Origin of the sequence: Xenorhabdus sp. Sc-CR9, assembly GCF_963897815.1 — a bacterium.
Classification (GTDB): domain Bacteria; phylum Pseudomonadota; class Gammaproteobacteria; order Enterobacterales; family Enterobacteriaceae; genus Xenorhabdus.
In genome coordinates this window covers 60,107-73,096 of sequence record NZ_CAWQTY010000077.1, presented here as the reverse complement: position 1 = coordinate 73,096, position 12,990 = coordinate 60,107, and the positions used below count along the sequence as shown (strand labels likewise).

Here is a 12,990-nt window from a genome sequence, read left to right as displayed (position 1 = left end):
GGCTCTTGTGGCTTGTATGCGCAAACTGCTGACCATCTTAAATGCGATGATTAGAAAAGATGAAGAATGGAATGATTCGTATCATCAGATAACGCCATAAAAATCGTGTTCAAGACAGTTGCTTCTGAGGCCAAAAGCACAGCCTTGATGCGGTCACGCACACGTCCGTCACGGGTCGTATCATGCATCAATTCGAGGGCTTTCTTTTGGTCATTTGTCAGATTAATTTTCATGGGCGAAATCATGTTCTGGATCGAGTTAAAAATCAAGCATCTTCAATTACGATTGGTATAGTACATGATTGAATACATTCGGCCACTGCTTCAGCAGGCCAGATAGTGCCGTCTATGAGAAGCCCTTCTGGGTGGAAAGTGCCGTCTTCTCTGGTTGGGGCTGGCAGCAGGCCATGACAGGCAACTGTAAACTCGTTGATAGTTCTACCATTGTGATAAGTTGATGTAATGTACATATGTGCATCCGGATATATACCTATCAGCTGAACTTGTGGCATAATTAAGCTCCCGCGTTCAAACCATATAAAACCTGCCAAGAAAGCGTGTTCACATTACTACAATTTTTGCCCGGCCATAAGTCTCAATATCTTGCCAGCCTTCGGCACCCGCCATAATGGCATTGACAACAAGGAGAATCACATCAATCAGATCGTACTGACGATTAATATCAGAGCGTGTTTCTTTAACAACGGATAAATGTTTAATCAGGGTCATATGCAAGCGAGTAGAAGAGAAATAAGGCTAATTAGATCATGCTATTATTTTTCATTCAATAGGTGTTAAAAAGTATGCTCGCGCCCTGGCATTTCGGCCGGGTATTGGCGAATCTATTTGTTCCAGAGTGCCGGTATTTACCCCCAGTGAACGAGTGACTCGACAATCCGCTGCTGATGGAGGAACGGCTTCCAGCTTAAATTCAGCAGAATAGTAGCGTTTAATAAGTTTTAGTTTCATCGTCATACCTCATGGTGATAGTAATAAGCTTAACAGGCTTTTAAGGTCTCCGAATTTAATATACCCTATATGGACGCACCCGGTTGTGCAAACATTGAATTGATACGGTTTGCGACCATATATCCGGCGTCATTGTGGGCTCAATCACCCGCGCCATGATGTTATCCGAACCCTGTTTCCTTATCACTACATAGGTATGTTGCTACCAGGGTATAAGGTACGTTGTTCCACCATGAGTTGTCGGGCGCTGCGTAGTGCTTTGATATCCTGTTGTTCAATGGTTTTGACCGGAACAAAGTGGATCCCTGGACGACAGGCCGTTTCACAGATAGCCAACGCATCATTGGCATCATTTTTCTGATTCTTACAGAGTGCCTTGACATGCTGAGTCGGGATAAGTCTGATTTCATAGCCCATGGTTTGTAGAGTTCTTCCCCAGTAATGTGCACCCTGGCAAGCTTCCATCGCAATGAGTGTACGAGATGAAGGCTAAATTTTTACGATGATGATTTGGTGGAGTTTTGAAAAACTCCTTATAACGCAGTGCATTAACAAATGAGGCGGCCTCATGTTGATTTGAACATCCTCGAAGTCGCCTACATAATTTAAATTACCTGTGATAATTTTCAGAGCAAAGCACACATCCATGCTGGAGCCCACCAATTGTCTTCGGAGCACTTGCCTACACAAGCCCACCACTCTGCATCCGTTTGAAAAGGATCACAAATAAGAGCAGTTGCTTGAACAGGAACAAGTAGAAAATAAGATGCACATAATGCGCCAAGCATGTATTTTTTCATCTTCTTCATCCTCTGTTATTACGAACATTATTTTCCATAATAGTAGAAAACCAACTCAATGCATTGATTTTAAAGGAATATTAACATTTATGTTACTAGATAAATAAACATTTATGCCTTTGTCAGTCACGGAAAATAACTTCAAAAATAAATAATATAAAATAACAATTATTTCAATAGTTACTTTTATTATAAAAAGCAATAACTGGTTAGTTACTTATGAATTTTAAGACACAACTCAGCGGCGAAGACAGAATCTACTACCTGACACCTTATAAGCTACCACTGAAAACTTTCACTATTGGCTAAAAATTGACAAAAAAATCTATGACCTGACTGTAGCCCAGCAAGGCAGAAGCGGACTATGTCCCCCCAAGCAAAAAGCAGTAAAAGTAGCTGCTATTAATACAGTTCAAAGCTGCTTGGATCTTTGTTTGGCATATACATATTCCACCCCATTTAGACAATAGGCGTCCGTGGGGTGAGATATCGTTATCATTTGTTTGTATTTCAGCTTGTTGTTTAAGCTTACCTTATGAATGTAAAAACGCCCTGTCAGCTTAACCAGACAGGGCGTTTGTTAATTTTAATCAGAAAATGATTATTTATTCGGGCGCATTGCCGGGAACAGGATAACGTCACGGATAGTGTGGCTGTTAGTGAACAGCATTACCATACGGTCGATACCAATACCTAAGCCTGCTGTTGGTGGCAAGCCGTGTTCCAATGCAGTAATGTAATCTTCGTCGTAGAACATTGCTTCGTCGTCGCCTTCGTCTTTTTGACGAACTTGCTCCGCAAAACGTTCAGCCTGATCTTCTGCGTCGTTCAGCTCTGAGAAACCGTTACCAATTTCACGGCCCCCAATGAAGAACTCAAAACGATCAGTAATGAATGGGTTGTCGTCGTTACGGCGTGCCAGAGGAGAAACTTCTGCCGGATATTCTGTTATGAATGTCGGCTGTATCAGATGGCTTTCTGCGGTTTCTTCAAAGATCTCACACTGAACACGGCCCAAGCCCCAACCTTTTTCAACTTCAATACCCAGAGATTCAGCGATAACAACTGCTTTATCCATATCATCCAGATCCGCCATATTGGTTTCTGGGCGATATTTACAGATTGCTTCTTTCATGGTCATTTTGGTGAAAGGTTTACCAAAATCAAACTCTTGTTCACCGTATTGCACTAATGTTGTTCCCAGAACTTCCTGAGTTAAAGTGCGGAACAAATCTTCGGTCAGTATAATCAGATCTTGGTAATCTGCGTAAGCCATATAGAGTTCCATCATGGTGAACTCTGGGTTATGGCGTGGTGAAACACCTTCGTTACGGAAATTGCGGTTAATTTCGAAAACACGTTCAAAACCACCCACTACCAGACGTTTCAAATACAGCTCCGGTGCAATGCGCAGATACATATCGATATCCAGCGCATTGTGATGCGTGATAAATGGACGTGCACTTGCACCACCAGGGATCGCCTGCATCATTGGGGTTTCAACTTCCATGAAATCTTTTTTGGCCATGAAGTTACGTAATGCAGACATCACACGGGAACGGATCTGAAATGTCTTGCGTGATTCATCATTCGAGATCAAGTCCAGATAACGCTGGCGATAGCGGGTTTCTTGATCCGCCAGACCGTGGAATTTATCCGGCAGTGGACGCAGTGCTTTAGTCAGCAAACGCAGTTCAGTACAGTGAATCGAAAGTTCACCCGTTTGAGTTTTGAACAGTTTTCCACGTGCACCTAAAATATCACCCAAATCCCATTTCTTGAACTGAGTGTTGTAAAGGCCTTCTGGCAGGTCATCACGGGAAACGTAGATCTGGATTCGACCACCCACGTCTTGCAAAGTTGCAAAGGATGCTTTGCCCATGATACGACGAGTCATCATACGACCCGCAACGGTTACTTCAATGCCCAGCTCTTCCAACTCTTCCTTGGTCTTGTCATCGTATTTTGTATGCAGATCTTCGGAAATATTTTCACGACGAAAATCATTTGGGAAGGCAATGCCGTCGCTACGCAAAGTAGCCAGTTTTTCACGGCGAGTTTTCAGTTCGTTATTTAAGTCAGGAGCCTGTTCTGCTCCCTGCTGTTGTTGTGACATTTTAGTTCCTCATAGACCAGCTTTTAAGCTTGCTTCAATGAATTTGTCCAAATCACCATCCAGCACAGATTGCGTATTGCGGGTTTCAACACCAGTACGCAGGTCTTTAATGCGGGAATCGTCCAGAACGTAAGAGCGGATTTGGCTACCCCAACCAATATCCGATTTATTCTCTTCCATTGCTTGTTTATCAGCATTTTTCTTCTGCATTTCCAGTTCATACAGTTTTGCTTTCAACTGCTTCATTGCCTGGTCTTTGTTTTTATGCTGAGAACGGTCATTCTGACATTGAGTTACGATGCCAGTCGGTACGTGGGTGATACGTACCGCAGATTCGGTTTTGTTGACGTGCTGACCACCAGCACCAGAGGCGCGGTATACATCAATACGTAAATCAGCGGGGTTGATTTCGATATCAATATCATCATCCACTTCAGGGTAGATAAAAGCTGAACTGAACGATGTATGACGGCGACCGCCTGAGTCAAACGGGCTTTTACGTACTAAGCGATGAACACCCGTTTCGGTACGCAACCAACCGTACGCATATTCACCTATGATCTTGATGGTTGACGATTTCAGCCCAGCAACATCACCATCAGATTCTTCTATGATTTCAGTCTTGAAGCCCTTGGATTCCGCCCAGCGCAGATACATACGCATCAACATGCTGGCCCAGTCCTGTGCTTCTGTACCGCCAGAGCCTGCCTGAAGATCAAGATAACAATTCGCGCTATCATATTCACCAGAAAACATACGACGGAATTCTAGTTGACCAAGTTTTTCTTCTAGCTGCTCCAGTTCATCAACTGCTTCATTGAAAGTTTCTTCGTCATCCGCTTCAACTGCCAGTTCCAGCAGACCATTCACGTCTTCCAATCCCTGAACAAGCTGGTCAATCGTTTCTACGATACCTTCCAGTGATGAACGCTCTTTGCCCAATGCTTGTGCCCGTTCCGGCTCATTCCAGACATCAGGCTGTTCCAGTTCAGCATTAACTTCTTCTAAGCGTTCTTTCTTGGCATCATAGTCAAAGATACCCCCTCAGAACTGCTGTCCGCTCAGACAGGTTCTGAATGTGATTTTTTACCGGATTAATTTCAAACATATTTCGTGTCTTATACGTTGTGTATTATGAGTAAATGATGGCCGCATAGATCTTTTCGAACCGCGTATTGTAACGGATCTGCCAAAGGGTTTATAGCATTTCTGAGATTTGCTACACAATCAAACAGCCAAAGGCCAAATGTGCTGGATCAGAAGCTGGACATCACGATTACCGCGAAACTCGTTAATATCCAATTTATAGGCCAATTCTACTGTTTTGATGCTATTATCCGGCCAGATATTAGCATCAATATTAAATGCGATACCATCTAACATTGGCCCACCATTTAATGGCTCAAGCATCACTTTGAGATGTTTTTCTCCAACGATGCGTTGTTGCAGGAGTTTAAATTTGCCGTCAAAAATCGGTTCTGCAAATGCTTGCCCCCAAGGGCCTCCATCACGCAGGATTTCAGCAATTTCTAGCGATAATTCCCCTAATGCCAATTCACCGTCGCTCCAGACCACACCTTCAAGTTGTGCAATATCAAGCCAATCCGCCACCAGCCCGGAAAAATAACGCTGAAATAGGTCAAATTTATCTTCTTCAATCGATAACCCTGCCGCCATAGCATGGCCACCAAATTTCAGTATCAATCCCGGATGCAAAGTATCAAGACGCTCAAGCGCATCTCGCATATGCAAGCCACTCACGGAACGACCAGAGCCTTTTAATGTCCCGTCTCCAGCAGGAGCAAAGGCAATGACTGGGCGGTGGAAGCGTTCTTTAATGCGCGAGGCTAAAATCCCCACTACGCCCTGGTGCCATTCTGGATGGTAAATCGCCAGGCCATATGGTAATTGGGTATGGGTTCGCTCGATTTTATCGCAAATTTGCAAGGCTTCTTGCTGCATGCCCTGTTCAATTTCCCGACGAGTTTGGTTCAAACCATCCAGCTCACAGGCAATCTGACGGGCTTGCAGCATATCGTCTGTCAACAATAATGCCACGCCGACAGACATATCATCCAGACGCCCCGCAGCGTTTAACCGTGGTCCCAATGCAAAACCTAAATCACTGGCAACCAATTTAGTCGGTTCCCGTTTGGAAACCTCGAGCAGCGCCCGTATTCCCGCACAGCAACGCCCTGCCCGAATACGGTTTAATCCTTGATATACAAAGATGCGATTATTGGTATCAAGGGGAACCACATCAGCTACGGTACCCAATGCGACTAAATCCAGCAATTCCGCCAGATTGGGCAATGGAAGACCTCGTTGTTCAAACCAAGCCAATTTACGCAATTCCGCCCTGAGCGCGGACATCAAGTAAAATGCAACGCCAACACCCGCCAACGCCTTGGAAGGAAAAGAGCAATCAACTAAATTGGGATTGATGATAGCGTCTGCGGCTGGCAATGTTTCACCTGGTAAATGGTGGTCAGTGACAATGACTTTGATGTCGTGTTGATGTGCCGCAGCCACGCCATCATGGGAGGAGATTCCATTATCCACGGTGATAATCAGATCAGTGCCTTTTTTGATGACTTCATCGACAACCTGAACGCTTAACCCATAACCGTCATCAAAACGATTCGGAACAAGATAATCAAGATTACGATATCCCATTGTCCGCAAAGCACGAATGCATAATGCGGTACTGGTCGCGCCATCCGCATCAAAGTCACCGACAATGACAATGCGCCAATGTTCATGCAATGCGGTTATAAGCAATGAAACAGCTTGTTCAATGCCATTAAGGGACTGGTAATTGAGTAACCCCTTTGCACCTCGTTCTAACTCATCAGCCTGACATATACCACGCGTGACGTATAAGCGGCGCAATAATGGATGAATAGTGCTGGGAAGATGGTCGGAATCCGCCACCAATCGGCGACGGAGTTGTGTTTCTCTATTCACTGGTTTTTATTCTGCTTACTTTTATGCACTGAAATGAAAGGAATTATCGGTTATTCACCATGTTTTTCCAGCATTGCCAACAAATCTTTTGACGGCAGATAACCACCGATTACACTGCCATCATTGAGAACAATCGCAGGTGTGCCCTGAACACCAAATTGCAAGCCTAACTGATATTGTTTCGCTATATCAATTTTGCATTCTTTGATAGGAGAAACCTTTTCACCTTTGAAAACAGCATTCAGTGACTTGTTTGGTGTCGCACTGCACCAAATGGATTGCATGTCTTTGGCTGATTGGTGTTGTAAGCCATGACGAGGATACGCCAGATAACGGACAGTGATCCCCATGTCGTTATATTCCTGCATATTTTCATGCAATTTTCGGCAATAACCACAGGTAATATCAGTAAAAACAGTCACAACATGTTTTTCTTTCGGTGCTTTGTAAATGATCATTTGATTTTTCAGGGCATCCAGCTTTTTAACCAAAATCTGATTACTGACATTTTTCGGTGTATTTCCACTAATATCATAAAGTGGTCCTTGCAGCAGATACTTACCATCATTAGACATATAAATAATGCCATGCTCAGTTAAAATTGTACTGATGTCAGAAAGTTGTGATGGTGTGATACTTTCTGCTTTTAGTCCCATTTTGGACAGTGATTTGTTGATGGCGCTTTCATCAGCAAAAGCATTAGTGGCAAAAGCAGTCAATAGTAAGGAAAGGCAAAATGCAATTTTATTCATTAGTTGTTCCTTTATTTCCATCTTTCTTCGCAGTTACCCGCGAGGATGATGTTGTTGATGCAGCATCTTAAGACGTTCAGTCGCTACATGAGTATAAATCTGAGTAGTGGAAAGGTCGCTATGACCCAATAACATTTGCACAACACGTAAGTCAGCACCATGATTAAGTAAATGTGTCGCAAAAGCATGGCGCAGAACATGAGGTGATAAACGTTCAGCATCGATTCCTGCCAATATGGCATAGTGTTTTATCCGATGCCAGAAAGTCTGGCGTGTCATCTGAGTTCCCCGTTTGCTGGGAAAAAAAACATCGGATACGGAGCCATTCAATAACCACGAGCGCCCATATTCCAGATATTTTTCCAGCCAGTAAACGGCCTCTTCTCCTAAAGGTACTAATCTTTCCTTATTTCCCTTACCTATTACCCTGACAACACCCTGACGCAAGTTCACATCTGATAATGTCAGGCCAACCAGCTCTGAGACTCGCAATCCACAAGCATAAAGCACTTCAAACATCGCTTTATCCCGCAGTTCAATCGGTTGGTCAGTCAAAGGGGTGTTGAGCAAATCCTCAACTTGTTTTTCGCTTAAGTCTTTGGGGAGTCGTTTAGGCAATTTAGGCGCAGATAATAACGCAGTTGGATCATCTTCCCGTATCTTTTCCCGATAAAGATACTGGAACAACCGCCGCATTGCACTCAACAATCGCGCTGAACTACTTGCTTTATAGCCGCCATCTACCCGTTCAGCCAAAAATGCTTGTAGTTCTATAGACTGAACAGAAAACACATCATGACCATAATTCACCAACCAGTTATTCAAGGCTTGTAAATCGAGCCGATAAGAAGCTAAGGTATTTTCAGCCAGATCTTTTTCCAGCCAAATGGTATCCAGAAATTGTTCTATCAGGGGATTTGCCAATGGGTGCTGTTCCAATGAATGATTTTCCAATATGTGGTTTTCTGACAGGGAATTTTCTGATAGATCATTTTCTGATATATGGTGTTTTTGTGGCACAACCCCTCCTTTTCTGTCTGCGCCTTCCGATCGGCTATTATGCCTGAAAAAGCGATTATTCTGTTACAATACAGCCACTGATATTCGACACTCCTGATGAATAATGATGAAAATTGGTCTCTTTTACGGCTCCAGTACATGCTATACAGAGATGGTAGCAGAAAAAATACGCGATATACTCGGTGAAGATCTGATCGACTTACATAATGTCAAAGATTGTGATCCTCAATTGATGGAAGAATATTCTGTCCTGATCCTCGGTATTCCCACTTGGGATTTTGGAGAGTTGCAGGAAGATTGGCTGGCCATTTGGGATCAACTTCCATCACTGAATTTGACAGGGAAAATTGTTGCCATGTATGGCATGGGCGATCAAATTGATTACAGCGAATGGTTTCTGGATGCCCTGGGAATGCTGTATCACCTTTTACTTCCTACAGGCGTACAGTTTATCGGCTTCTGGCCGATTGAAGGTTATGAATTCACCAGTCCAAAGCCACTGACCGAAGATGGCAAACAGTTTGTCGGCCTTGCTCTGGATGATGTGAACCAGTTTGAAGAGACTGATGAGCGTTTGAATCAATGGTGTATGCAGATATTGGCAGAGATGGAAGCACTATTTTAACATCACTTAAGCTTTTTTAAGCGTTCAGCACGAGCCTGAAAGTCTAATCCAGATAAAGCAGCCAGAAAGGCTGCTTTATCTGGTTACTTATCTGGTTACTTGCAATCGGCAGAAATTTTAATAAGTGCGGCTTTATGAACTACGTCATTTTCAGAAGCAAACACAGCAATACCTCTGACGGACTTGCCCGCTTTCAGCGTGCCCTGATTCAGGTCTTCATCAACCGTATCCAGCCTAAATTCTTTTTTGTCAGGAGAGTAAGCTTTCAGACAAAGCTTGGACAAATCAATATCCTTATCGGATAAGTTCGCTACTACAACTTCAAAGGATTTAGTGTAAGCATTTTTGCCACCCACTGATATAGAGCCGTTAGATTTCTCCGTAGAATAAACCGCAACCCTATCAAGAGTAGAAGCGTTTGCAACAAAGCAAAAGCCAGCCAAAGCAATTGATGCAACAAATGTGGAAACCTTCATATAAGTCCCTTCTTTAAAGGTTGAAATCATCGTAGTAACTGTACGTATGCAAGATACAGTCTCAATTATCATACTACCTTTAAGTAACTAATCCATTAGTAAAGTGATATATCAATATTATTGCAGGATTGAGGGGCATTTTAAAATTGCAATAATACAAACAATTCAAATTCTTAGCACTTATACCCGTCGTCTTTCAAGTTGCAGCTTTGTTGGCTGCGCTCACTCACCCCAGTCACATAGTTAGCTATGCTCCTGGGGGTTCATTCCCTTGCCGTCGTGCTGCATCTTGAAATCCATTGGGTATATAACATCCTGAAAAACGGCTCAAAAAAGAAAAAATCTTGGGGAAGTATTTTCTAAAAACCCTGATTGATTTAAAGTTAATTATTATTGAACTAATTTTCTTCATCAAACGTCAACACGCTCTAATGATAAATTACCAAGTTATTATTAGAAACATATTATTCACAAATATATTGGCATTAATTTACAAATAATAAATATATAAGGAAATGTAAATCCTATTTACAAAATTAATTCACTACCATAAGAAATTGAGGAATATGTGCTAATGCTTAAATTATTTATCAATTAAAACCAACAACAATTTTAAAAAAATTTAACAACATATATGCCAACATATTTGTTAGAAATTCCATACAATATGGATGGGAAAAATTTAATATCAAAATCACATCACGTAATTTTATCTTTTTTGCTTTCTTTTTCATTATCATTAGAGAGATCACCAAAACAAAATATATAGAGCTAATGCGGTTTCATTCGCTACAGTTGTCTCTAAAAGAGTCCTGATAAACTGGCACAGGCTACAGAGATTTAATTAAAATCGAATCACTAATGTCTATAATATAATCAAAATTAAGTCATTTAGCAGTGCTTGACATCATAAAAGTGCTATGTTATCTATATATCTAACAGTCACATGAACAAATATTTTTATATTTAGTCATAATCATAGAAAATGATTATATAGCTACTTATTATTAGGATATTAGCACCTCAATTTTCCGGGGTGTTTATAAGGATATTATCCAGAGTAAATAAACTTGATAATTTAATTAAAGCAGTTAAGAAACCGTCACAGCGGAAATCAACGCTGCAATTTATATTAGTAGTCATTTCAATAAACGCCAACATAATGGGAAAGTACAATGGTTGAAAATACAGTGGTTGAAAATACAATGGTTATTAAACCCGTAACAACTCCGAGTGTAATACAATTAACGCCTGATGATAGAGGTGAATATCAACCCGTTGAAAAGCAAATAGCGGGAGATATAATACGTGTACTAGAATTCAAGCAAACAGATGAAAGTCATACAGGATTGTATGGAATTGCATATCGAGCTAAGAAAGTAATAATAGCATATGCTTTAGCGGTAAGTGGTATTCATAATGTCTCTCAACTTCCAGAAGACTATTATAAAAATAAGGATAACACAGGTAGAATTTATCAAGAATACATGTCTAATCTTTCATCTGCACTATTGGGTGAGAATGGTGATCAAATTTCTAAAGATATGGCAAATGATTTTACCACGAACGAACTGAAGTTTGGAGGTCAACGTGGTAAAAATACCTGGGATATTCCTGATCTTGAGAATAAAATATTGGACGATTATTCAGATGAAGATAAATTATTAGCACTATATTTCTTTGCTTCACAAGAACTTCCAATGGAGGCAAATCAACAATCAAATGCAGCAAATTTTTTTAAAGTAATTGATTTTTTACTTATCTTATCTGCTGTAACATCACTGGGAAAAAGGATTTTTTCAAAAAATTTTTACAGTGGTCTAGAAACTAAATCATTAGAGAATTATATTGAGAGAAAAAAACTTTCTAAACCTTTCTTTCGACCACCGCAGAAGTTACCTGATGGCAGAACAGGCTACTTGGCAGGTCCAAAAAAAGCGCCTAAATTACCAACAAAGTCTACAGCAACAACATCTACAGCTGCTCCATCTACAGCTGCTCCATCTAAATGGAGAGTTGATTTGGGTAAGCTTAAGAAAAATCAGAATAAATTTTATGATATGGAGAAAGCTGCACAAGAAAAATATGAATCATTTATAAAAGAGGTACAAATGGGTAATGATCCACTTGCAGCAGTAAAAAAAATTGGTACAGCAGGCAGCGGTAACTTCGAAAAACTGAAAGGTAGCAATTTACTTAGTATAAGGCTAAGCCAAAAACACAGAGTAACATTCACCAAAGATGACACTGACAAAATAATCACGATTCATGGAGTTGGAGGTCACTACTAATTTCGAGAGGGTGACAGACCGTGAAATGTAATACGTAAGATAAATATGGAAGGTTGTAATTCTATTGCACTTCCTCAGAGGTGACCGCTCAGGCGGTCACCGAATTCGCTAATAAAACAGCTTATTGCCATTCGCCAGTTCAGCAATTCCCCTCATACAGGAATAATACTGTCAGATTTTCATGATCTTTTTGCCTTTTCTTTCCACCATTCTGTACTACGCATAATTTGGCTAAAATTACGCCAATCTTCAACAGACATACTATCCGATGCCACCCATAATCGAATATCAGGCGGGAGGAAAAAACTTTCCGCTTGCTCAAAGGTACGCAGTGTGAGCATTATTCCATAACGGCTAAGCCACGGTGGCTGAGTAATTTTCCATCTTTCTTTTTGCCAGTGCACCTTATTGCCACGAAACAGTATTAGTTTTCCCTGACACTGCATGATATTTCTCTGGCTCCTTATCCAACTCACTACTGTGGAGATAATGATCAGCTGCAGAAGCCAGACATAAAAACCATTGGCAAACCAAGGCGTTAATAAAGCAGCCAAGGCAATCAATCCATGCACGCCAGAGGAAAACAGACGGGTTCGGAGAGATACTCTCAGTTCACTGTTCCACAGGGCCACGAGCTTGGTTTCTGCTTTGAATCAATTGCACCATACGGAAAAGCTCACCATCTTCCGGACGGCCATGATTCATCAGCCAATTGAAAAGATCAGGATCAGGACATTCCAGCAAACGAACAAAAATGCGCTTTTCATCATCACTCAATGAGTCATATTCATATTCAAAAAATGGCATGATAGAAATATCCAGTTCACGCATCCCGCGACGACATGCCCAGTGAATACGTGCTTTATTACCAATATCCATGTTTAAAAAGTCTCTTTATCATTTTCATCAGGCAGGATTATCAACGATTCTGTCTTGTTTTTCATTAATTGCTACGCTTGAATCACTGGATATATC

At 41.4% G+C, this 12,990-nt stretch carries 12 protein-coding genes and 3 pseudogenes; 2 read left to right on the top strand and 13 right to left on the bottom strand.

What is annotated here, in order from left to right; all coding sequences use genetic code 11:
- Positions 1–122: 122 nt before the first annotated feature.
- The 10 genes and pseudogenes from AACQ81_RS03975 to xerD form a co-directional block, all read right to left on the bottom strand.
- A pseudogene (locus tag AACQ81_RS03975) lies at positions 123–233 on the bottom strand (IS630 family transposase); the annotation flags it as partial.
- Between the two features lie 32 nt (positions 234–265).
- Positions 266–511, bottom strand: a complete 246-nt coding sequence (locus AACQ81_RS03970) for a hypothetical protein (protein WP_237386395.1) — start codon at positions 509–511, stop codon at positions 266–268.
- Positions 512–572: 61 nt separating this feature from the next.
- Positions 573–728, bottom strand: a pseudogene (locus AACQ81_RS03965) (transposase family protein); the annotation flags it as partial.
- A 51-nt stretch (positions 729–779) separates the two neighbouring features.
- A complete protein-coding gene (locus AACQ81_RS03960) occupies positions 780–968 on the bottom strand; it encodes a hypothetical protein (protein ID WP_237386394.1) in 189 nt (62 codons plus the stop codon).
- Between the two features lie 216 nt (positions 969–1,184).
- Positions 1,185–1,445, bottom strand: a pseudogene (locus AACQ81_RS03955) (IS110 family transposase); the annotation flags it as partial.
- A gap of 924 nt (positions 1,446–2,369) precedes the next feature.
- Positions 2,370–3,884 (bottom strand): lysine--tRNA ligase, encoded by a 1,515-nt coding sequence (gene lysS / locus AACQ81_RS03950; protein WP_237386393.1) that lies wholly within the window; start codon positions 3,882–3,884, stop codon positions 2,370–2,372.
- Between the two features lie 9 nt (positions 3,885–3,893).
- Positions 3,894–4,992 (bottom strand): peptide chain release factor 2 gene (gene prfB, locus AACQ81_RS03945; RefSeq protein WP_237386392.1). Its coding sequence is split into 2 segments (ribosomal slippage): positions 3,894–4,916 and positions 4,918–4,992, totalling 1,098 coding nucleotides; the frame shifts between segments, so codons are not numbered across the junction.
- A 119-nt stretch (positions 4,993–5,111) separates the two neighbouring features.
- Positions 5,112–6,851 (bottom strand): single-stranded-DNA-specific exonuclease RecJ, encoded by a 1,740-nt coding sequence (gene recJ / locus AACQ81_RS03940; RefSeq protein ID WP_237386391.1) that lies wholly within the window; start codon positions 6,849–6,851, stop codon positions 5,112–5,114.
- A gap of 50 nt (positions 6,852–6,901) precedes the next feature.
- Positions 6,902–7,603 carry a bifunctional protein-disulfide isomerase/oxidoreductase DsbC gene (dsbC, locus tag AACQ81_RS03935; protein WP_237386390.1) on the bottom strand — a complete coding sequence of 234 codons (702 nt, stop codon included), beginning with the start codon at positions 7,601–7,603 and terminating at the stop codon, positions 6,902–6,904.
- Positions 7,604–7,636: 33 nt separating this feature from the next.
- Complete coding sequence (gene xerD / locus AACQ81_RS03930; RefSeq protein WP_237386396.1) at positions 7,637–8,542, bottom strand: site-specific tyrosine recombinase XerD; 906 nt, start codon at positions 8,540–8,542, stop codon at positions 7,637–7,639.
- 187 nt (positions 8,543–8,729) lie between these two features.
- On the opposite strand from xerD, the gene fldB reads away from it, so the two are divergent.
- Positions 8,730–9,248 carry a flavodoxin FldB gene (gene fldB / locus AACQ81_RS03925; protein WP_237386389.1) on the top strand — a complete coding sequence of 173 codons (519 nt, stop codon included), beginning with the start codon at positions 8,730–8,732 and terminating at the stop codon, positions 9,246–9,248.
- A gap of 95 nt (positions 9,249–9,343) precedes the next feature.
- Here the strand turns inward: fldB and AACQ81_RS03920 are convergent, their stop codons facing one another.
- The gene (locus AACQ81_RS03920) at positions 9,344–9,724 is read right to left on the bottom strand and encodes a DUF4354 family protein (RefSeq protein ID WP_237386388.1); all 381 of its coding nucleotides are present in this window, start codon (positions 9,722–9,724) and stop codon (positions 9,344–9,346) included.
- Between the two features lie 1,175 nt (positions 9,725–10,899).
- Between AACQ81_RS03920 and AACQ81_RS03915 the strand changes: the two genes are divergently transcribed.
- Entirely contained in the window at positions 10,900–12,015 is a 1,116-nt protein-coding gene (locus tag AACQ81_RS03915; protein ID WP_237386387.1) for a Txp40, insecticidal toxin (previously name A24tox), read from the top strand.
- Between the two features lie 179 nt (positions 12,016–12,194).
- Here AACQ81_RS03915 and AACQ81_RS03910 read toward each other — a convergent pair whose 3' ends face one another.
- Positions 12,195–12,647, bottom strand: a complete 453-nt coding sequence (locus AACQ81_RS03910) for a protein YgfX (RefSeq protein WP_237386386.1) — start codon at positions 12,645–12,647, stop codon at positions 12,195–12,197.
- Entirely contained in the window at positions 12,628–12,894 is a 267-nt protein-coding gene (sdhE, locus tag AACQ81_RS03905; RefSeq protein WP_237386385.1) for an FAD assembly factor SdhE, read from the bottom strand. The genes AACQ81_RS03910 and sdhE overlap by 20 nt, the downstream gene beginning before the upstream one ends.
- Positions 12,895–12,990 lie beyond the last annotated feature (96 nt).

Excerpts from the sequence above, each read along its gene's own strand:
- AACQ81_RS03920 (WP_237386388.1), bottom strand. The coding sequence starts at position 9,724 with ATGAAGGTTTCCACATTTGTTGCATCAATTGCTTTGGCTGGCTTTTGC.
- fldB (WP_237386389.1), top strand. The coding sequence starts at position 8,730 with ATGAAAATTGGTCTCTTTTACGGCTCCAGTACATGCTATACAGAGATG.
- sdhE (WP_237386385.1), bottom strand. The coding sequence starts at position 12,894 with ATGGATATTGGTAATAAAGCACGTATTCACTGGGCATGTCGTCGCGGG.
- AACQ81_RS03960 (WP_237386394.1), bottom strand. The coding sequence starts at position 968 with ATGAAACTAAAACTTATTAAACGCTACTATTCTGCTGAATTTAAGCTG.
- AACQ81_RS03915 (WP_237386387.1), top strand. The coding sequence starts at position 10,900 with ATGGTTGAAAATACAGTGGTTGAAAATACAATGGTTATTAAACCCGTA.
- dsbC (WP_237386390.1), bottom strand. The coding sequence starts at position 7,603 with ATGAATAAAATTGCATTTTGCCTTTCCTTACTATTGACTGCTTTTGCC.
- AACQ81_RS03970 (WP_237386395.1), bottom strand. The coding sequence starts at position 511 with ATGCCACAAGTTCAGCTGATAGGTATATATCCGGATGCACATATGTAC.
- lysS (WP_237386393.1), bottom strand. The coding sequence starts at position 3,884 with ATGTCACAACAACAGCAGGGAGCAGAACAGGCTCCTGACTTAAATAAC.